We start from the raw sequence: 21,202 nt of genomic DNA, 5'->3' as shown, positions 1-21,202 counted from the left end.
ATTGTGAAAAAAAGAATTTGTTAAAAAACTTATTAAAACACAAAAACTGAAAATAATTGCAATAATTTCACAAAGTGAGTACAATATACATTATAGAAGATAGCGCTTAATTATGCAGTGCAATGGGTGCTTTACAAGTAAGGCGGTAAAATGGATGGGTAAGATAACGTTGAAAGATATTGCACAGGAGACGGGATATTCAATTTCAAAGATTTCACGTGCAATCAGTGGTAGTGGTGCAATAAATAATGATGACAAGCAAAAGATTTTGGCAACAGCCAGAAAAATGGGATATAAAACTACAACAGTTGAGCTTGCTGAAGAAAACAATTCTGCAAAAATTGGCGTATTGATTCCAAGATTTGATGCAATGCTTACGGCTGATTTTATCCAAAGATTAAATGACCGGTTGTTAGAAATGGGATTTATAGTAGATTATTACACGGTAGAGGGCTCTACGATGGAAGAACCAGACCTTTTACGATATGTGTTAGATCATAATTATAAGGCTGTTATATATAAACCACGGCAAGTTAAACGGGATGTTCAAGCAGTTATAAATACTTCAAAAACTCCAATCTTTTCATACGGGCAAGTGTATGGTAATTGTATCAATATAAATTATGATAATTCTAAGATGATGTATGAGATGACAAACATTGCTATTAATAAAGGTGCTCACAGTATTCTGTACGTAGGTACTTTCAAAGATGATATTGAGGTGGGTTATAAAAGATTTGATGGGTTCATGAAGGCTGTGACAGAGCATAACGTAACTTACCATTACTTGGAATCCGCATGTGACATTGATGCTTCATATGAAATGGCGAAGAAAATGGATTTTTCTAATTATGATGCAGTGATTACAGCAAACGACAAACTGGCACTTGGAGTATTTAGGTATTTGTCAGAAAATAACATTATTGCTGGGAAAGATATTATACTATCTGGTGTTGAAAATTACGATGAAACAAGAACTGTTTCTCCGTCATTAACCACGGTTAAACTAGACAATGATGCTGTCGTAGATAAGATAGTAGACAAATTAGATAAAAATGATTTTAATGCTGAGAATCAAATTGTTCCATATACCATTCTCAGACGTGATTCCTTATAGTTTTTTGTAAGCAAATAAGCACAAAAAGCTGGCAAATCAATTTGATTTGCCAGCTTTTTAATTTAGTTTGGTTTAAATAATTCTAGTTAGTGAGCTATTACTTTTTAGATTCCTTGTAAAGTAAATGAAAGTGATAAATCTTTACTTGAATCGATTTGATATTGAGAATGTACTGGTGCTCCCCAAGAATCATCACCACCAACACCCATTTGATTAGATAGTATTCTAATACGTGTGCAATATGGAATTGGAAGTTCATAGCGATGTTTGGCATTTTCAATTTCATATTCACTGAATGGCAATACACTTTGTTCAAAAGGTACATCTAGTGCAGCAAATTTCAGGCCATTGCCATCATTATCAGTAACTTCTAACCATCTAGTTTCACAGTGATTACCGCTTTCTTGTGGGACCAAATAAGGTGTGAAATTACTTGCTGCAGTTCCAGAATAAATTCCTAACTTTACACCATTTTTACGGTCTAAATAGTTTTCCTCAGGACCAAATCCGTAGAACTTATAATTGTCATACTTTTCGGGTATTCTGAAGTCCATACCAAATGATGGAATTATTGGCTGAGCATCAGTACCCTTGAACGTTGCCTTGATAGTTATTTTACCGTCCGGTGTAACACGATATGTTACTGTATTGAAAGCTTTAGTAGGGAGAGCTAATTGATGCTTGAAAGTAACAGTGACGGATGTTTCATCATGACTAATTACAGTGTCTGTTAATTTTTGATATTTTCCAGCTGTTAGCCAACTTCCGAATTCAAATCCCCCATTATATCCTTGATCATTATTAGTGGTTGCACGCCAATAGCCTGTCATAGGTACATCTGTGATGTATTCAACGTTATTGTATTTATAAGAAGTTAATCCACCTTGAGCTTTTGATAGTTGGATGCTAAAGTTTTCACCACTAATACCGATGTTGGTACTGCCCAAAACAAGGTTAATAGGTTTTTCGATTTTTGGGGTGACCGTAATGTTTTGCAAGATATTCTGAGTAAAACTGATTTCATATCCTTTTTTTGCCCATAATGTATCATTTTTCAGTTGAGCTGAAACCTCAGTTAAGTATTCACCAGTAGAACTGAATTCAGGCCACACAACGTTCTGACTTTGAGTTTCTTGAGGTGCAATGTCCAATTCGAAATCTTTAGACCAAATGTATTTACCGTCTTTTTGGACTTTCGCGACAAAAACTAGATTGTTTGTATTAATGAACAAATACTTATTTGTAACTGTGAATCCATTACTATCCACTGTTAATTTAATATTTGAGTAATCCTGTTTAACTTCGGCGGCTTTTGGTGAAGCAGTTGTTCTATCAGCAAATAAAATGCCATCTCCACAGAACTCGTAATCACTGGGGCGGTCATCCCAATCTCCACCATATGAGATTACTTCTTTATTTTGGTCATTTGTAGTTAGCAGGGCCTGATCGATGTAATCCCATATGAAGGCGCCTTGGTATTGTTGATATTGATCTTCAAGATCAGTGTGAAGCTTCATTCCGCCGGTTGAGTTGCCCATCGAATGCATGTATTCACATTGAATGAATGGTGTGCTTGGATGTTCCTTAATAAATGAAACTACTTCATCTGGTTTGAAGTACATCTCAGTAGCCATATCTGAATATTCTTGATCAAATCCAGCTCTAAAGAACCCTTGATAATGTACTAATCTAGAATCATCATGTTCATGGAACCATTTAACACTTTGGACAAGATCACGGCCGGCGTATGACTCATTACCGCATGACCATATGAGAATGGCAGCGTGATTTTTATCTCTTTGGAACATTGAATTATCACGATCTAGAACGTTAGGTAACCATTCTAGGTAGTCACCAGGAACATTCCAGGATTTACCTTTATCATCAATTTGAAGCCAAGAACCATGTGATTCGATGTTCGCTTCATCAATCATATATAGACCGTATTTATCACAGAGTTCATACCACAGAGTTTGATTAGGGTAGTGGGATGTTCGTACAGCGTTAATATTATGCTGTTTCATAAATTTAATATCGAATAACATATCTGCTTCAGTGACGCTGTGACCATATTTGTAATCAAACTCGTGACGGTTTACACCTTTAAAAATAATACGTTTGTTGTTTAAGAACATTATTCCATTTTTCTTCTCAAATTTTCTAAAACCAATATGTGAAGAGATAACTTCTTGAACAGAGTCGTTGTTCAAAATACTTAGAACTACCTTATAAAGTGAAGGTGATTCTGCGCTCCATAATTTAGGTTTTTTAATATTTAAATTGGAATTATTTAGCTCTGATAAGGTGAGTTTCTTGTCAATTACCGCCGCTCCATCGTGATCCAGGACCTCTAAGCCAAATGTAGTATCTTCAGTAGAATTGTTTATTCTTGCATTAATTTTTAAAGAACCTTCCGAGAGATCATCATTAAGTGTAGGTTTAAAAAAGATATCTTGAACGTTAGTTTTAGTTCTTCCGTAAAGAAAAACATCGCGAAAGATTCCAGAAAGGCGAATCATGTCTTGGTCTTCAATCCAACTTGCACTCGAATATTTGAAAACTTCAACAGCAAGTTTATTAGTTCCGTCGATCAGAAAGTCTGTAATATTAAATTCACTAGGTGTGAATGAATCCTCACTGAATCCAACAAATTTACCATTTACCCAAACATAAAAGGCAGTTTGTACACCTTGGAAGGACAGTGTGATATTTTTACCGATTAGTGAATCATTTACAGTAAAGTTACGGATATAAGCAGCTACAGGATTAAATTTTTTCGGGAATTCTGGAGGAACAAGTTGTTCATGCCCATCCCAAGGATATTGAGTATTTACATATTTAGGATTGTTGAAACCTTGAAGCTCCAATTGACCAGGTACTTTAACAAAATCAAAACGTGAATCATCGAAATCAGTTTTATAGAATTCCTTTGGATGCAAAGAAACATTATCTGAAACAATTACTTTCCATGTCCCGTTCAAACTTTGTTTAAGATCGGTTTTACCAGTTGCCAATTCTTGTTTATTTTTAAAAAATTTGAAATCAGAATGAGCTGGGCAACGATTTATTGAGAACGTTTGAGGATCCTCTAACCATGATAATTTTGGTTGAGTGATAATTGCGTTAATTTTATCCATATTAGTCTCCTATTATGTTTATATATAAAAACCAGGAAATTTGTTTTTCCTGGTTTTTAATGTTTTATAATAATTATTTTTTATTTCTTATCTGGCCAAACTTTAGAATAGTCGAGACCGATAACGTCTTTAGTTACTTGTTTAACTTCATCGGTTACATCATCCTTAGAACCACCATCGCGTAATCTAGAAATTTCATCAACGATAACTTTGTGGTTCTTCTTATTTAGCTTATAGAATAGAGAAATGATAAAGGCTAATAGAATTAATGTACCACTACCGAAGAGAATAACATTTAAAATTGCGTTTTGAGTGTGCATAGATTGAGTTGTTGCATTCTTCATAAATCCATTGGCGTCAAGATACATACCAATAACGATACCAGATAATCCAGATGTAACACCACGGAAAAAACTGACAACGGATTGGAAAGTACCGGCACGGTTTTCACCGTCAACCAATTCACCAAGATCGGGCATGAATGGATACATGTTCCAAGGAAGGAACCAATCAATAGCTCTAGCAACGATGAATAGAAGCATGATGATTGTTAACATGACAATTGCATTTTGTGGGTGAACCTTACCTAAGAAGTAAAGAACAGCAAATGTAATTAAATCGATGATAAAGGTAATACCATAAATTTTACGAGGTCCAAATTTAACAACTGCCCAGCCACCGATAATAGTACCGATGAAACCAAGACCGGCAAAGGACATAATATATCCGGCCATTGAAGCAGTACTGTGTAAACAATAAATTACATAGTATGTGAAGACCATGTTCATAACGTCGAAACCAGTAAATGATAGAAGGTAAATGAAAATTTGTTGTGTGTAAGCTTTAACTTTGAAGACTTGTAGGTAACCAAGTAATTGTTTTCCAAGTAGCTTCCAGAATGAACCTTTTTCTTTTTGTCCAGTTTCCTCAAGATGCTTAGCAGCAGCTTTGTCAGCAGCATTTTCAATATCCTTAACGGGCATTTCCCATGTGTTAAAGGCTGTTAGCCATAATCCGAATAGATAGAAACATGCGAAGAAAATACCATTAATAGTCAAAGCCATAGCACTGTGTTGACCATAAACGTGGAACAATTGTGCAGGAATAAATGATGCAAAGAAGTTAGAGAATGCGGCGAAAACTAATCTTGTTGTTGAAAGCAAGGTACGTTCGTCGAAATCAGTAGTCATTTCGTTAGGTAATGTTGAATAAGGTACTGTAATCATTTGTTGAATCAATAAGAAACCAAGATATACAAAGAAGTAGTACCAATATGAAAGTCCACCAAACCATAGCAAAATATATGAAAGGATTAGTGGTGATCCCCAAATGAGGAAGAAGTGACGTCTACCAAAGATCTTACCAAGTTTAGTATGGTAGAAGTTATCAGTGATACCACCAGCAACTAATCCGAATAAAGCAGTTACCCAACTACCAATGGCGATAATTGATGCACCCTGAGTAGCAGATAAATTACAGAATGAAGTGAAGAAGAACAACATCCATGCTGATTGTACAGCTTGAGCACCACCACTACTAAAGTCTGTTAAACCGTAGCAAATGGCTGTCCACAAGTTGATCTTGCGTTTTGTATAAATTCTTTTAGAAAGTTTATCCATTGTACGCGCCCCTATTAGTATAGAAAAATTTGAATAAATAATTGATGAATACCGGCTAAGAATGTTCATCAAGATAATAGGAAGCGGTTTCAAGGGTAACTTTAAGGAGTTTTTAAAACATATGCAAGTCAATTTTTAGAAATTATTCAATTTATTTTTTTTACACACATTGGTATAGGTCTAAATGTATACTAGCAAAGCACTGATAAAGCTGAATATGTACCCCAATGGTATAGACAAATTTCGATAAATTGGTATGTAAAAAGTGCGTATTTACATATTGAAAACGCGTCAGTCCATGTTAGATTGAATACATGGAAGCGGTTTCGGCTAATATTTTGAATGTTGGGAGATAAATGCAATATGGATGCAAAGAGATTTGTTGTATTAAAGGACAGTTCTTTAACGGATTTTCTGTTATCACCTATTAATTATGAGCGTCAATCAACAGTACCTCCTAGAAAATTTAAAGAGGGTTTACGCCCAAGTCCATATGAATATGAAATGGATGGAATTGATAATGAATATCCGGGAAGAGATTACTTTTTACATCATAAAGTTATTGATCATCAAGAATTAGATGACAATGTTAAGTATTCAAAAGTATACTCTGGATTTGAAGATGACTTTGTAACATTATCAAGTGAACTTCCAGTGCCAACCATTTTACGTTGTTGGGCAAAGACATTCATTGATACAGATGCTGATAAGAAGGTTCCATTCAAAATTTCGACACCTGGTGGAATGAAAATTTGGGTTAACGGTAAGTTAGAAGTTACCTATAAGAATTACACACGTAACACAACAAAGTCAGAAAATATTGAACTTAGTTTAGATAAGGGTACAAATGAAATTGTCGTTTATTTTGATGATTTAGGTGAACGTGATGTAGATTTCATTTTTTCAATGGTTAACCTTGGAAATTATACTCTAAATGGTCATTTGCCATTGTCTTATGATGCAAGTGTCTTAGTAAATGCACAAAATACTTTGTCATCTATTTATTTCCTAAGTGATTATTATGATGAAGGTGATATTAAATTCTTTACTGACTCTGATGAAGCCAATAAATTGAGAATTAGATTTAATCCACCTACAGAAGATCCATACAGTGATATGCAAAGTGGTGATATTACTGAATTCAAACATGGTGATCGTGAAATTGATATTAAAACTGGAAAGCATAATTATGTTCTAGGTAATACCTTTGATTTTCAATTTGCTTCTTTAACTAATGTTGAATTTGGTTTGAAGATGCCAGATGATTCATGGGTTACTAGAATTGTCACGTTGACTGTTTACAATACTCAAAACTATCAATCTGTTATTACTGCAAAAACCATTAAAGACAGAAAAGAACAAGCACTTGAATATTATTCCAAGCAAGATTTGGATGATATCAACGTTGCAATGACAAAAATGTATTTAGGTAAAAAGCTTAAATATGAAGATGGCCATAAGCTACCGTTTGAATTGGAAAGTGCTTTGAATTTAGTAAATAGTCATGGTGATTGTGCTGACTTTATTCTTGCGCCATTATTAATGTTCCTAACTAAGTACCCAGACAGAGTACCTCAAGAAATTAAAGATACATTGAAAGAAACCAGTCTTAAGTTCCGTTATTGGATTGATGAGCCTGGTAATGATGTAATGTGGTACTTCAGTGAGAACCATGCATTCTTATTCCATATTGCTAGATACCTAGCTGGCCATTTGTATCCTAATGAAAAATTTGAGGTTAGTGGTCATACTGGTCAACAACAATATGAATTAGGAAAGAAACAAATTGAAGATTGGTTTGATGAATTTTTCGAATATGGCTTAGCCGAATGGAATTCATTAACTTATATGCCAATTGATTTAATCGGATTATTCGTACTATACAATTCCGCACCAGATAAGAATATTAAGGATCTTGCTAAAAAAGGATTAGACTTCTGTTTCCAAATTATTGCTATGAACTCATTTGGTAAGAACTACGCTTCTACATACGGTAGAGTTTACGAACATAATTTGAAGAATATTGCTTTAAGTGAAATTGCAAGTTTATCAAAGGTTGCTTTTGATATTGGATGTTTCAATGATGCGTTAAGGGATGTTGTTCCATTCGCATTGTCAGATTATGAACCAAATCCTAAATTGGCTAGTCTTTTTGAGCCAGAGGAACCTTTGCATTTCGAATACATTCAAGGTGTAAATAAAGCTCATTCATATATTTATAAGACTTCAGAGTACGCAATGGCTGCGGTAATTAACTATAAAGTTGGATTACATGGTGTGCAACAACACAATATGAATGTTGCTTTGAAGGGTATGCTTAATAATATCTGGATTAACAATCCTGGTGAACGTAAGTTTAGTGGGGATCATAAGCCAAGTTATTGGGCAGGAAATAATCGTGAACCACAGATTAATCAATATAAGAATTATCAATTTATGTCATATGAATTAACAGAAGACGATCTACAGTTTATCCATATGTATTATCCATACTGGGAATTCGATGAAGAAATTATCGGAGAACATTATGTAGCATTTCGTAAAGGTAACGCTGCAGGGTTTGTTCATTTCTCAAACAGCATCAAGAAGACTGAATTTGGTCCTGAAACTAATAGAGAGTTTATCAGTGATGGGTCTAAACATTTCGTATTTATCACATGTTTCACAGTAGACGGTAAATTGCCAACAGAATCTGAACTTTTGAATCGTTTTAAAGTTGATGATACAAATCGTGAGGTTGAGGCTGATGGACATAAATTTAGGGTTGAAACTGAGAAGCTATTTGTAGATGATAAAGAGGTACCTACAAATACAGCAAAGTATCTTAAAACTGGCGATTTTGTAGAGTAAATAGTAGATAGGCGATGAAGAAATGACGAAGGTTGTAATTGGCATCGACATTGGTGGAACTACGGCTAAGTTCGGCGTAGTTAGTGAAAATGGTCAACTTATTAATAAATGGTCAATTCCGACTAAAGTAGAGGACCATGTCCAAGATACTATGAGAAAAATCATCTCTAGTATTAAAGAACATATCGATGATTTAGATCTTATAGGTATTGGAGTTGATGTACCTGGCTCCGTTAGACCAGAAACTAAAGAAGTTTATGATGCTAATAATTTGGGCTGGGAATCAGACGTTGATATTAGACCCTTTTGGGGTGAGGAATTTAATGTTCCCATAATAGTGGAAAATGATGCCAATGCAGCAGCACTTGGAGAACAGTGGCAAGGATCTGGAACAAAACCCAATCTTCTATATGTTACTTTAGGAACGGGTGTTGGTTCTGGGTTAATCCTTGATGATAAATTAATCAGGGGAGCCTCTGGTGCAATAGGTGAAATTGGTCATGTTGTTGTTGAACCTGATGGGTACCTTTGTACCTGTGTTAATTACGGTTGTTTAGAGACAGTTTCGTCGGCAACTGGAATAGTTCATTTGTATAGGGATATTGCAAAGGACAAGGCAGACATGTCATTAACATCTGAGGATATATTCAATAATGCTGAAAATGACTCAGTCTTTGAGTTGATTGCTGTTGAAAAGGCATGTGATTACCTTGGAATTGCTTTTGCAAATGCTACTAATTTATTGAACTTGGATGAAATAATTATCGGCGGAGGAGTATCCAACGCAGGTGAATTTTTAAGAGAAAAGGTTGAAAAAGCAGTAAGCAAACATATATTTAAGAGTGATGTGGGTGTTACAAAAATCAAACTCGCTTCATTAGGTAATGATGCCGGAATCCTTGGAGTATGTTACCTTGCTTTGTCCGAGATTATTATCAATTATTCTCCTAATATAGCAAGAAAATTTAAATAATGAACATATTTTAGACTACTGCTTTCTTGTATAGGCTAGATAGGGTCGCGGCCTTGTCTAGTCTTTTCTTTTTCTTTGATTTGCCGAAAGTGAGGAGAAATATTATGATTGATCAATTTAAATTAGAAGTTGATTTAAAAAATAAATTGGCAAAAATCGCTAATTCAAAACTAGAAATTTCATTTAACAGTGCTGGAAAAGCCGATTCATTAAAATATAAAGATATAGAATTATTGAAAAATTTAAATGGTGAGCCTAATGATCCAGATAAAAATAATAGTTTCTATTGTGACTATCATATGGATGGAAAAACGGTTAATTTAAATCCAGATAAATTGGAAATATTAGAGGATTCATCAAAGCGAAAACATATTGCCTATGTTGATAATACTGGGAAACTCGGCCTTGCTTATCACATTATTGTTAATGTGAATGATTCAGGTATTTATTCGTACGTGAAAGCTTGGAACAATTATTCAGAAGTTTTTCCAATAAATGAATTGAGGACGGTTTATCGTGTTGATCAATCACTTTTCCCAATAGGATTTAATGGAGTTAGAACTGGATTACAACCATCATCTAAACATATGATGACAGGTCAAAAGGTTCAAGATGAAACTTATATAATGAAGGACGGATCATTATATGACAGCAGCATGATCTATTCTAAATATGATTATGCTGGATATTTAAAAGATACAGATTTTTGGGGTCAATACGGAGATAAGCTTGGTATTTGGCTAGTTGTTCCAGACAAAAGTGCATATGGTTGTGGCCCGTTGAATCAGGATTTGATGGTTCATTATGATGGAATAACTTTGAACTATCTTGATAGTGAGCATTTTGGTAAAGATCTATTTTACATACCTAAAGATTGGCATAAAACATATGGCCCTTGGGCAATATACTTAAATGATGGAAATAAAGATGATGTTTATTCTAGATCAAAAAATGAATTAACACAGTGGCCTTACGATTGGGTTGATGAGTCCGATTATAAGCATGAGTTATTCTCTCTAGGTGGAAAAATAGAGTCTGAATATAGGGCTTATGATTATACGGTTATTGTTACAGATACAAATAATGGGGAAGAACCAATTAACAAGCAAAAATCAGGTTATATATATTACTCGAGTACAAATGAAAATGGATTTTTTGAAGTTACGAATATTAGGGCCGGCCATTATTGGGTCTATGCATATGCAAATATTTCTGAAGATTTAGAACTTCATTTTTTGGAAGAGATAGATATTTCTAACGATGCCTTATTGGGTTCGTTTAGAATTAAACGTGATTCTGATTCTATATGGCAAATTGGCGAGGGAACACATACAACGGATGGTTTTAAATTTAGTCATGAATTAAGAAATTATAATTGGCAAGGGTTAGTTCCAGATAACTTAGACTATTACATTGGTAAAAGTACGGATTGGTACTATTTGCAAAATGACCTTGGCAGATGGAATATTCATTTCACTAAAAACAAATTAGATACTAGTAAACAAATTGAGTTACAACTGGCATTTGCCGGAGTGACTCAAAAGAATATGAAAGATACTCAAGGCACATTAGTATCTTTGAAATTGAATAATAAAAGTTTAGCAAATAAATATTTTTCTAATGATCGAGCAGCCTATCGTTCAGCCATGAAAAGTGGAGCATACCACCTATGGAAGGTGTCAATTCCGGTAGATGAGATTGAGTCCAATAATATTATTTCAATTACAACTAATGGATATGTAATGTATGACTCAATTAAATTGCTACAGAAAAAAGAAGGAAATAACAATGGATAATAATGCTGAATACGAAACAAAAAAAATCCCATTTTTAAAAAAATTAGGATTTTCTGCTTATCAATTAGCTAGTGTAACTGAAACTATGGTTAACACCTGGCAAATGTTTTACTATACAACTTACTTGGGCATTAGTATCTTTTTGGTAACATTAATGTTTACTGTTGCTAAAGTTCTTGGAGCTGTTATGGCACCAATATATGGCTATATTTCAGATAGACTATATCAAACTAAATTCGGCCGTAAACATGGACGTAGAAAGTCAATGCTGTTAATAGGTATTCCCTTGAAATTCGTTCTCTACATTACGATGTGGATTCCAGGAATGCCAACTTATATGTATTTCATCCTATTTATTTTGTATTATCTTGCACAACCATTATTAACAATGCCTCAATTGACATTCATGTCAGAAATGACTGAAGATTCGAAACAACGTGCTCAATTAGTTGGATTTAATCAAGCCGCTGCCGCAGTTGCAGGTATTTTTGCATCATTGTTCATCACTTGGATTTTCAAAATGATGGGACAAAATAATCCACAAAGTTATTTTGTGGCCGCTGTTATTTACGATATTATTGCGCTTATTATGTTGATTATCTTCTATAAGTCAGTTTATGAACGTCCTTATGACGAATCAACCGTTATGGAGGAAGAGAGTAAGAAACAGAAAGAACATGGAGTTAAACGTATTTCATTAGTATTCTGGAATTTTGTCTCTTGTCTAAGATTAAAGTCATATGTTCTATATTTAGGGATGTATCTTTCAGAGCAAATGTTTAGAGCATTATGGGGTAATATCAATACTTACTTTATTATTTTTGTTTTATTGTTATCTCCAAATACAGTCGCAGTTTCAACAAGTGTAGGATTTGTCTTCGGTATGATGTTCCTAATGTTTTTCATGTGGCTTACTGGAAAAACAAATGGTCCCTTTACTTATAGAGTTGGTGACTATTCTACGATCGTTGTCTCATTGGCAATTATGGCATTAGCAATTTTTAAACCTGCTCATATGGAAATTATCTTTGTTGTTTTAACAGTATTACTTAATTTTGGTAAGACAGGTGTTGTAAATTCTACTCAATTTATTTTTACAGTTATTCCGGATGTCGATGAAATGGTTACAGGTAAGAGAAGAGAAGGTCAATATTCAGGTGTTAATAATACTTTGAATATTATCTTTAGTACATTGGAAACATTAATTTTAGGTATTCTTCTTCAGGCCACAGGATTTGTTGAAAAATCACATGCACAGAGTAAGGGAACCGTTGAAGCATTATTGATTTTGTATACGGTGGTTCCAATTGTATTGGCCGTAGTTGGTATCATCATTTCTCATTTCTTCAAATTAAGTACTGAGAATCATGAAGTATTAGTAAAAGAAGTAAAAAGATTGCGTAATGGGGGTTCAATGGACGAAGTAGAATCAGAAACTAAAGAAGTCGTTGAATCGCTCACTGGTTTCAAGTATGAAAAGTGTTGGGGTAATAATAACGTTATGGATTATGGTTCTAAGTCTAAAGTTCAATCATAAATCCAACTATAAAAAGTAGGAGCAAAAAATGACAGGTGAAGCTAAATTAAAAATTGATTCCAATTATATATTAGGCAAAGTGGAACCACGTGTTTTTGGTACCTTAATTGAACAATTAGGTAGAGGAGTATACGGTGGACTGTATGACCCGGATTCTAAATTTTCTGATGGTGATGGATTTAGAAAAGATGTTTTAAAACTGGTTAAAGAATTAGGCGTAACAACTGTTCGATGGCCAGGGGGAAACTTTGTATCTGGTTATCGCTGGGAGGATGGGGTCGGTCCAAAGGATGAACGACCACGAAGATTGGACTTGGCATGGCATTCTACTGAAACTAATCAATTTGGATTACATGAAATGGAATCATGGTTGAAAAAAGCCGGCAATCTAGAGTTGATGGAAGCACTAAATCTGGGAACACGTGGTCTGGAAAGTGCCTTGGATTTGCTAGAATATGCAAACATCCCTAATGGAACAAAATTGTCAGAAGAAAGAATTGCAAATGGTGCTAAAACACCATTTAATATTCGCTTATGGTGTCTAGGCAACGAAATGGATGGTAAGTGGCAATTAGGTCATTTGGACGCCACAGAGTACGCTAAGAAAGTTTCTAAGGTTGCAGCAGGTATGCGTCAATTAGATCCAAGTTTAGAGCTAATTGGGTGTGGATCTTCAAACCATGGAATGGAGACATTCGGAAAATGGGAGGATACATTACTAAACTATGCTTATGATTCTATAGACTTAGTCAGTTGTCATGCATACTATCATGCGGATCCTGGAGAACTTGATACTTTCTTAGGGTCAGCAGTGGATATGGATAGATTTATTGGTGAGGTCATTTCTTCAATTGATGCCGGTAAGGCACGCGCCAAATCAGATCATATTGTTAATATCTCATTTGATGAATGGAATGTATGGTATCAAGGATCAGAACCAAGTAAGACCCCTGAAGGTATCGATAATTGGCCAGTTGCACCACACTTACTAGAAGATGTTTATTCTGTAACAGATGCAGTTGTCGTTGGTGATTTTTTGATTACACTCTTGAAGCATGCTGATAGAGTAAAAGCAGCATCGATTGCCCAACTTGTAAATGTAATAGGCCCAATTATGGCTCCTGAAGATGGAGAAGCATATCGTCAAACAACATTTTATCCATTTGCTGAAACAGCAAAGTATGTAAAATCTGGATTGGTACTTAAAACTGTAGCAAAATCACCTATTATTATGAATAAAAAATACGGTGAAACAGATATGGTTAATTCTGTAACTGTTAAATGTGAGGATGGATCACTAGCTATAATTATGGTTAATCGTTCAATTGATAAAAGTATCAATTTTGAAGTCGAATTATCAGGATGCGAAGTTAATAATGAAATAGTCGAGGCAAAAACTTTACATGATGATGATCCATTGGCAAAGAACACAGAAAATAATCCTAATAGGGTCGTATTGAAAGATAATAATAGTGTATTAATAGATACAAAATCTAATATACTTTCCATTAATCTTCCAAATGATTCTTGGTCCATTATTAATATCAAATAAAAACACTCCATATACTTCGAAATGAAGAGTATATGGAGTGTTTTATTTGGTTGTGGATTTAATTAATCAATGTGGCAGGAAATGAATATTCATCTTTAGAAATAAAATATGGATATTGAATTCTCTTAATAAGGATGTCACACATTAGCTTTGCCATTTGATCAATTGGTTGTTTGACAGTAATTAGATTTGGGAAAAGAGTCCGTACCGACTTAGAACCATCGTATCCGGTTACTAGGGGATGATAATTCATATCAGTACAAACTAAGTTAACAAGAAGGGCTGTGACGTCATCGGTACAGCAAATAGCATCATATTTCTTACCAGAAAGTATTTGTTCAATCAATGCCAACTTTCTGTTTGTAGGACTAGCAAAAGATATTGCCGCTTTTCCAATGGATATATCTGAAGCCCTAAAAATTGAGAGCATCCCTTTAATACGCTCGTCATTTTTATAAAAACCGTCTTTAGTACCTGATAGTATTAAGACGTATGATTTGTTCATTTCAAGTATTCTTTTAGCAATAATTCTACCACCGTTTAGATTATCACTTTTAACGACTGGAATTCGATTTGAAGTTATTCTGTCGAAGGAAACTACTGGATATCCATCAAAAGTGTGATTGTCAAGAAAGTCCGTGTGTGAACTTGTTATTATGCCTTCAACCTGATTAGATTTCAATAATTCAAAACATTGTTTTTCCTTTTCCAGAGAATTATTAGTAGTACAGAGCAGAGTTTGATATTCATATGTATTTAAATGTTTTTCAATATCATCAAATAGCTCCGAAAAGAGAGGATTATTTAATGTCGGTATAATAATACCAATTGTTTTACTTTGCTTTCCATGAAGTTTTCGAGCAGCAATATTAGGTTTGTAGTTTAGTTTGCGCATTGCGTTGTTAACTCTATTACGAGTTTTGGAACTAATGTATCCTTTGTCATTGATAACTCTAGAAACGGTAGCAATGGATACTTGAGCTTCCGTAGCCACTTCCTTAATAGTAACTCGCATAAAAGGCCTCAATCTAATTTGAACAATTAATTTAATTAATAATATTCAATATCATATAATTTGTAATACATAAATACAATATACTACAACATGTAAACGATTAACATAAAAAAATGAATGACAAACCCTGTTATATCAACCGGTATAGCCCATATCCGTGATTTTAGATTTGAGGATAAAGTTTATATAAATTATTTCAGAAATTTAAAACATTTAAAAATATAAAAAGAAATAGGAATCAAAATACAATTGTTAGAATAATGAATATATCCAATAATAGGGAAAATGATTATTTATATTAAAAAAGAGGTTTAAATAATATCGCTTGCAAATTTAATAATAAATAAGAGCCCCTAATCAATGGTTGGAGGATTAGGGGCTCTTATTATTAATAATCTATATATTCTATAAACTATGGATGTCGTTGGCTCTGACGACTGAGTGCATGTCATTAACGCAATCATAATAAACTAAATAAGCGTGACCACTTGAACTAATTCTATATTTCGAAACACCGGCATTATCTGGTTGAACAATATCTGAGATGTTAGGGATTCCAGTAATTACTTTGCAAAATGATCTACTTATAAATCCATGGCAAACGATGAGTATTTTTTTATCACCTTTATTTGACATATCTTTAATAAAGTCTTTAACTCTTGAATAAACATGCTCATTTTCTTCGCCACCAATGGCGTACTTCGTATAATTTGGTAATACGTAAGCATTTTCGTCAAATGCATCAGGATATTTCCTTTTTGTTTCAATCATTTTCAGTCCATCCCAGGAACCATAATTTATTTCGGAAAGACGATCATCAATTATTATTTGATGAACTCCATGATTTAAAATTTCAGCTGTCTGAATCGCTCTTTTCAGAGGACTAGAGTAAACTTCATCAAAATAGTTGATGTTTACGTGTTCATCTAGGTCTTTGACCTGTTGGACACCCTGAGTGTTAAGATCCAAGTTTGTTGCATGTCCATTGATTCTACCCTCATGATTAGTATCTGTTTCACCATGTCGTACTACATATAATTCAACCATAACAACCTCCATAATTAGTGATTAATAAATCAATTGAAGTATTTCATTTATATTTCTGATTTGCAAATTTATTTGTTGTCAGGATAAATGACTTTTACATTTAGTCTTCTGAGTCTAATCAAGAAATCGATTTCTGGCTTTCGATCGGTAATTATTGTGGACCACGCTGCTAGTTCAGCTAACTTAATGTAATCTGAATTGTCACTTTTAAATTTAGTGTAATCTGCTAGAAGAATACTTTCACGTGCATTGGCCATCATTTGACGTTTTATATTTGCCTGTTCCAAATCTGCCATGTAAGCACCGTGCATGTCCACAGAGCTGCATGACATGATAGCGAGCTGGGGTCTGAACATAGCAATATCTTGTAAAGTATGACTTCCTATTATTGAATTGGAGTTGGTTTTTAACTGACCTCCAGTAATAAAGACGTGTAGATTATTCATCTGGTTAGCTGAAAAGGCAAATCTAATGTTATCCGTTATGATATTTAAACTATGAAATTCGGACAAATAATTGGGTAAATGAGATAAAGTTGTGCTTGGATCAATAAATAATGCTTGGTTATCCTTAAGCTGTTTTACCAGCAGTCTACACATTAATTTTTTTTCATTAACTTGTTCATTCATCCTGAAAAGTGAAGTGTATTCAATATTTGAATCTGGTAGCAGAGAAACCATGCCAAAAGAACGGTCAATTTTGCCAGATTCCTCCAGAACAATTAAGTCTCTTCGCAGTGTTGATGCACTTTCATTTACTAAATTAGATAAACTTTTTACGCTTATTTTTTTGTGATTATCCAAAATATTCAATATTTTTGTCAATCGTTCACTTTTGTTCATTTTTTCTCCTTTGGGAAACCCGGTATAATAGCAACTCGTTCAACTAAATGAACAAATTATCGGTTTATTGTGAATTAATTTCAAATCAAAATGAATTGACTTCCGTGAATGGAAGCGCTGCCATATACTGATTTATGAAAGCAAGGAACGAATCAGATATTAAATAAATAAATTTGTTTGAGAGAATGAATTCATAAATAATTTTAGCAATTATATATCGAAATTCCAATGAAATATTAATTCCAGATTCCATTCCAAGCTTTTAAAACTATTAATCGGAGGGTTACTCATGGACTACAAAGAAATGTTACAACCAGAATTAGTATTTCTAAACATTGATGCTAAGGATAGAAGTGATCTTTACAGTAAAGTCGCAGCTAAACTTATGAAACTTGGTTATGTAAAGGATTCTTATGAAGCAGCCTTAAACAAACGGGAAGATGAATTTCCTACTGGAGTTGTAAGTGATTTTATCTCAATTGCTTTGCCTCATGCTAATCCAGAAAATATTAATAAACCGTTCGTCGCTGTAGTTACTACCAAAGAACCACTTAAGATGCTTCAAATGGGATACAACACAGAGGAGGAAGCAAAGACATTCTTCTTCTTGGGTATTCAACATTCAGATGATCAATTAACACTATTACAAGAATTTATGGCATTGATTCAGGATAAAGAATTTGTTGCAGATTTTGAAAGCATTTCTGATGAATCAGAGATGTATCAATACATTGCAAAGAGATTTGCAGAAGCAGAAGTAAAATAAAAAAATAAAAAGTTAGGAAGTATATATTATGGCAAAAATTATTGTAGCTTGTGGAAGTGGAGTTGCTTCAAGTGAATTGGTAGTAAAGCACATTGATGATTTCTTTGAGGATCATGGTATTACAGGTGTAACTGTAGATGCTACTGATTTTAAAAAATTACCTGACATTTTAGCTAGTTATGACGTTTATGTTTGGATTGCACGTCCTAGTGAAGAAATTCAAGGAATTGTCGATGACAACAATATTGCTTCAGTAAATGGGTTACCAATTTTTACAGGTCAAAAACCTGAAACTTCATATAAAGAAATTATTATGGCTCTTAAAAACTTACAAACAAACTAAATTGATGAATAGGGGATTTAGTCATGGAAATACTAAAGAATGTCGTTAATTACATCTTGAACCTTGGTGGCCCGGTATTTGTTCCATTGATTATGTTTATCATTGCTACCATCGCTGGTTTAAAGCTTAAAAAGTCTGTAATGGCTGCGTTAACATTAGGGGTTGCGTTTAGTGGCATGACACTGGTTGTTAATTATATGATGGATTCAATTTCACCAGCTGCTAAAGCAATGTCACAAGCATTTCATTTAAGTCTAAATGCTATTGATGCTGGTTGGACAGGGGTTGCCGCAATCACTTGGTCATACAAGACAGCCTTTCTATTTTTCCCACTGTTGTTAGCAATTAATTTTATTATGCTGACATTCAGATGGACAAAGACTTTGAACGTTGATATGTGGAACGTTTGGAACAAGATTTTCACATATGTTGTTGTTCTATATATTACAAAAAATGCACTTTATGGATTTATCGTTGCTGGTATCCAAATTGTTCTTGAATTAAAAGCTGGTGACATGTTCCAACGTCACATTGAAGATCTAACAGGAATGCCCGGAGTTACAGTTCCTCACTTTATTACATTATTCGCTGTAGTTCTTATGCCTTTGAATAAGATTCTTGATTTCATTCCTATCTTCAATCGCCCATTTGATTCAGCTGCATTACAAAAGAAGATTGGTATTTTCGGTGATAACACTGTTATGGGTGCAATCATTGGTGTACTTCTTGGATTTGCTGCAGGATATTCAGTTTCAAAATCACTTAATTTGGCTATTCAAGCCGCAACTGCTATGACATTGTTCCCAATGATTTCGAAATTATTTATGCAAGCATTGTCACCAATTGCTGATTCTATGAGTGATTTTATGAAGAAACACTTTAATAACCGTGAAGTATACATCGGTGTTGATTGGCCTATCCTTGCTGGACGTAATGAACTTTGGGTTACAGTTATCCTTCTTGTTCCAGTAATGTTAATTTTCGCTATGATCCTACCAGGAAATACAGTTCTACCATTTGCCGGAATCATTAACCTTTCATTCGTTGTTGCTGCACTATTACTAACAGGTGCTAACTTACTTCGTATGCTTGTATTAGGACTTATCACAACACCAATTTTCCTATATGGTGCTACATACTTCGCTCCAATCATTACGAATTTGGCTAAAACTACTGGTACCGTTAAGGTTCAAGCAGGTCAACAATTATCATGGTCAACATTTGAAGGACCAGATTTCAGATTATTCTTTGCCAAGGCATTTAATGGTGACTTATGGGCCATCGGTGCATCTATTGTTTGGTTGTTAGTATTCGTATGGTTATACATTGATCAAAGCAAGATTGCTTTGCCAAGTCAACGTTATGCTTATCCAGATGGATCAACAGAGGCAAAGAGCAGTACTAAAGTTGAGACAAAGAGTACTACTACTTCAGCTGATACAACAGGCCTGGACTTAGATGACTTGGATGGTATGGACTTTGGTGGTAAATCAAAAAGTAATAAAGCAACAAAAAAAGAAACAGGTCTAGATGATATTGATGGAATGGATTTTGGTAATACGAATAAGAGATAGGAAATGTGGTGAAACTTATGGAAACCAAAGGCAAGCTTAGAACAAAAAAACTATTATGGTCATTACTTCTTTTCTTAGATGTACTACTTTTCGTTGAGGCCTTGAGCACTAATAATATATGGGCTTGTCTAGTAGTTATGATCGTGAGTGAAATCATTTACTTTAAAGGAAATAAATATTTATTTGGAGAATTTGATGCCAAACGAAGAAAAAAACGGGAAATTAGAAAACAAGAAATTTTAAAGCAACGTGCTTTAGAAGCCAGTAAATAAAAGGGGAAATTATTATGACAGAACAATATGTATTTGAAGAACAACGTAGAGATTTAGCAATGGTTTGTAGAGAAATGTTTAACCGTAAGAATACAAACGTTGCCGGTGGAAATATTTCCGTAAAGATTACAGCAGCCGAAGACATTGATTTTGGACGAGTTCATATTAAAGAAGGTCATGATTACATTATTATGACACCAACAATGATGTCAGAAGCATGGTTTGCTAAGCTAGATGGTTCTCAAATTCTTGTCATTGATTTAGAAACTGGTGAACAAATTGATGGTGTTGGTCGCCTAACAAGAGAGATCAATATGCATATTGAAGCATATGAAGCAAATCCTGGAATTAAATGTGTTTACCACTCACATGCTGAAGAATCAATGTTCTGGGCAACTTTGGGACAAGATATGCCTAATGTGACAGAAATTACATCCGATACTATGCCATTGAAGACAATTCACTGTTTACCATATGCACCCGCATGTTCAAAGGAATTAGCAGATGTTGTACATGAAAATTTGGTTGAAATTGGAGACGGTGCACTAGAAAATATCTTCCTATTAAATAGCCATGGTGTTTTGATTACATGTACTGACCTACATGAAGCAACAAGAATTCTAGAAACAGTTGAATGGAATGCTAAGATTGCTTATCAACAAACAGTATTTAAGGCCCTTGGACTAATCGATCATTATCAATCAAATGGAAAAGACACTGATGGATTCTTGAACAGTTACGAAACAGAAAAAATTAACTAGC

16 protein-coding genes are annotated in these 21,202 nt (G+C 34.1%); 11 read left to right on the top strand and 5 right to left on the bottom strand.

Annotated elements, in window-relative coordinates; genetic code table 11:
- Window positions 1-154 precede the first annotated feature (154 nt).
- A complete protein-coding gene (locus FFM71_RS10190; protein ID WP_171000537.1) occupies window positions 155-1,117 on the top strand; it encodes a LacI family DNA-binding transcriptional regulator in 963 nt (320 codons plus the stop codon).
- 104 nt (window positions 1,118-1,221) lie between these two features.
- Here FFM71_RS10190 and lacZ read toward each other — a convergent pair whose 3' ends face one another.
- Window positions 1,222-4,254: a beta-galactosidase, LacZ type gene (gene lacZ / locus FFM71_RS10185; RefSeq protein ID WP_137612066.1), complete on the bottom strand. Its 3,033-nt coding sequence runs from the start codon at window positions 4,252-4,254 to the stop codon at window positions 1,222-1,224.
- A gap of 80 nt (window positions 4,255-4,334) precedes the next feature.
- Window positions 4,335-5,873 (bottom strand): MFS transporter, encoded by a 1,539-nt coding sequence (locus FFM71_RS10180; protein WP_171000536.1) that lies wholly within the window; start codon window positions 5,871-5,873, stop codon window positions 4,335-4,337.
- A 363-nt stretch (window positions 5,874-6,236) separates the two neighbouring features.
- Here FFM71_RS10180 and FFM71_RS10175 point away from each other — a divergent pair, with 363 nt between their 5' ends.
- From FFM71_RS10175 to FFM71_RS10155, 5 genes are all read left to right on the top strand, one after another.
- On the top strand, window positions 6,237-8,723 hold the full coding sequence (locus FFM71_RS10175) for a hypothetical protein (protein WP_137612064.1): 2,487 nt from the start codon (window positions 6,237-6,239) through the stop codon (window positions 8,721-8,723).
- A gap of 22 nt (window positions 8,724-8,745) precedes the next feature.
- Complete coding sequence (locus tag FFM71_RS10170; RefSeq protein ID WP_137612063.1) at window positions 8,746-9,696, top strand: ROK family protein; 951 nt, start codon at window positions 8,746-8,748, stop codon at window positions 9,694-9,696.
- 104 nt (window positions 9,697-9,800) lie between these two features.
- Window positions 9,801-11,492, top strand: coding sequence for a polysaccharide lyase family protein (locus FFM71_RS10165; RefSeq protein ID WP_137612062.1), 1,692 nt, complete (start codon window positions 9,801-9,803; stop codon window positions 11,490-11,492).
- The gene (locus tag FFM71_RS10160; protein ID WP_137612061.1) at window positions 11,485-13,029 is read left to right on the top strand and encodes an MFS transporter; all 1,545 of its coding nucleotides are present in this window, start codon (window positions 11,485-11,487) and stop codon (window positions 13,027-13,029) included. Before FFM71_RS10165 ends, FFM71_RS10160 begins: the two co-directional genes overlap by 8 nt.
- 28 nt (window positions 13,030-13,057) lie before the next feature.
- Window positions 13,058-14,581, top strand: coding sequence for an alpha-N-arabinofuranosidase (locus tag FFM71_RS10155; protein WP_137612060.1), 1,524 nt, complete (start codon window positions 13,058-13,060; stop codon window positions 14,579-14,581).
- Between the two features lie 58 nt (window positions 14,582-14,639).
- On the opposite strand, the gene FFM71_RS10150 is transcribed toward FFM71_RS10155, so the two are convergent.
- From FFM71_RS10150 to FFM71_RS10140, 3 genes are all read right to left on the bottom strand, one after another.
- Window positions 14,640-15,596, bottom strand: coding sequence for a LacI family DNA-binding transcriptional regulator (locus FFM71_RS10150; RefSeq protein ID WP_137612059.1), 957 nt, complete (start codon window positions 15,594-15,596; stop codon window positions 14,640-14,642).
- Window positions 15,597-16,001: 405 nt separating this feature from the next.
- Window positions 16,002-16,643: a histidine phosphatase family protein gene (locus FFM71_RS10145; protein WP_137612058.1), complete on the bottom strand. Its 642-nt coding sequence runs from the start codon at window positions 16,641-16,643 to the stop codon at window positions 16,002-16,004.
- Between the two features lie 68 nt (window positions 16,644-16,711).
- Window positions 16,712-17,485 (bottom strand): DeoR/GlpR family DNA-binding transcription regulator, encoded by a 774-nt coding sequence (locus tag FFM71_RS10140; RefSeq protein WP_137612057.1) that lies wholly within the window; start codon window positions 17,483-17,485, stop codon window positions 16,712-16,714.
- A gap of 289 nt (window positions 17,486-17,774) precedes the next feature.
- Between FFM71_RS10140 and FFM71_RS10135 the strand changes: the two genes are divergently transcribed.
- Genes FFM71_RS10135 through FFM71_RS10115 form a run of 5 tightly spaced genes read left to right on the top strand, consistent with a single transcriptional unit; the run spans window position 17,775 to window position 21,201 of the window.
- Complete coding sequence (locus FFM71_RS10135) at window positions 17,775-18,251, top strand: PTS sugar transporter subunit IIA (protein WP_137612056.1); 477 nt, start codon at window positions 17,775-17,777, stop codon at window positions 18,249-18,251.
- Between the two features lie 28 nt (window positions 18,252-18,279).
- Complete coding sequence (locus FFM71_RS10130) at window positions 18,280-18,594, top strand: PTS sugar transporter subunit IIB (RefSeq protein ID WP_137612055.1); 315 nt, start codon at window positions 18,280-18,282, stop codon at window positions 18,592-18,594.
- Window positions 18,595-18,617: 23 nt separating this feature from the next.
- Window positions 18,618-20,168, top strand: coding sequence for a PTS galactitol transporter subunit IIC (locus tag FFM71_RS10125; protein WP_137612054.1), 1,551 nt, complete (start codon window positions 18,618-18,620; stop codon window positions 20,166-20,168).
- Window positions 20,169-20,173: 5 nt separating this feature from the next.
- On the top strand, window positions 20,174-20,440 hold the full coding sequence (locus FFM71_RS10120) for a hypothetical protein (RefSeq protein WP_223876524.1): 267 nt from the start codon (window positions 20,174-20,176) through the stop codon (window positions 20,438-20,440).
- Between the two features lie 14 nt (window positions 20,441-20,454).
- Window positions 20,455-21,201, top strand: a complete 747-nt coding sequence (locus FFM71_RS10115; protein WP_137612053.1) for a class II aldolase/adducin family protein — start codon at window positions 20,455-20,457, stop codon at window positions 21,199-21,201.
- Window position 21,202: the final 1 nt, after the last annotated feature.

Origin of the sequence: Companilactobacillus huachuanensis, from assembly GCF_005404815.1 — a bacterium.
In the GTDB taxonomy this organism is placed as follows: Bacteria; Bacillota; Bacilli; order Lactobacillales; family Lactobacillaceae; genus Companilactobacillus; species Companilactobacillus huachuanensis.
The sequence above is the reverse complement of the archived record's forward strand: the minus strand, read 5'-3'. Positions and strand labels throughout refer to the sequence as shown.

Coding starts and splice junctions, on each gene's coding strand:
- FFM71_RS10190 (WP_171000537.1), top strand. CDS start 155: ATGGGTAAGATAACGTTGAAAGATATTGCACAGGAGACGGGATATTCA.
- lacZ (WP_137612066.1), bottom strand. CDS start 4,254: ATGGATAAAATTAACGCAATTATCACTCAACCAAAATTATCATGGTTA.
- FFM71_RS10180 (WP_171000536.1), bottom strand. CDS start 5,873: ATGGATAAACTTTCTAAAAGAATTTATACAAAACGCAAGATCAACTTG.
- FFM71_RS10175 (WP_137612064.1), top strand. CDS start 6,237: ATGGATGCAAAGAGATTTGTTGTATTAAAGGACAGTTCTTTAACGGAT.
- FFM71_RS10170 (WP_137612063.1), top strand. CDS start 8,746: ATGACGAAGGTTGTAATTGGCATCGACATTGGTGGAACTACGGCTAAG.
- FFM71_RS10165 (WP_137612062.1), top strand. CDS start 9,801: ATGATTGATCAATTTAAATTAGAAGTTGATTTAAAAAATAAATTGGCA.
- FFM71_RS10160 (WP_137612061.1), top strand. CDS start 11,485: ATGGATAATAATGCTGAATACGAAACAAAAAAAATCCCATTTTTAAAA.
- FFM71_RS10155 (WP_137612060.1), top strand. CDS start 13,058: ATGACAGGTGAAGCTAAATTAAAAATTGATTCCAATTATATATTAGGC.
- FFM71_RS10150 (WP_137612059.1), bottom strand. CDS start 15,596: ATGCGAGTTACTATTAAGGAAGTGGCTACGGAAGCTCAAGTATCCATT.
- FFM71_RS10145 (WP_137612058.1), bottom strand. CDS start 16,643: ATGGTTGAATTATATGTAGTACGACATGGTGAAACAGATACTAATCAT.
- FFM71_RS10140 (WP_137612057.1), bottom strand. CDS start 17,485: ATGAACAAAAGTGAACGATTGACAAAAATATTGAATATTTTGGATAAT.
- FFM71_RS10135 (WP_137612056.1), top strand. CDS start 17,775: ATGGACTACAAAGAAATGTTACAACCAGAATTAGTATTTCTAAACATT.
- FFM71_RS10130 (WP_137612055.1), top strand. CDS start 18,280: ATGGCAAAAATTATTGTAGCTTGTGGAAGTGGAGTTGCTTCAAGTGAA.
- FFM71_RS10125 (WP_137612054.1), top strand. CDS start 18,618: ATGGAAATACTAAAGAATGTCGTTAATTACATCTTGAACCTTGGTGGC.
- FFM71_RS10115 (WP_137612053.1), top strand. CDS start 20,455: ATGACAGAACAATATGTATTTGAAGAACAACGTAGAGATTTAGCAATG.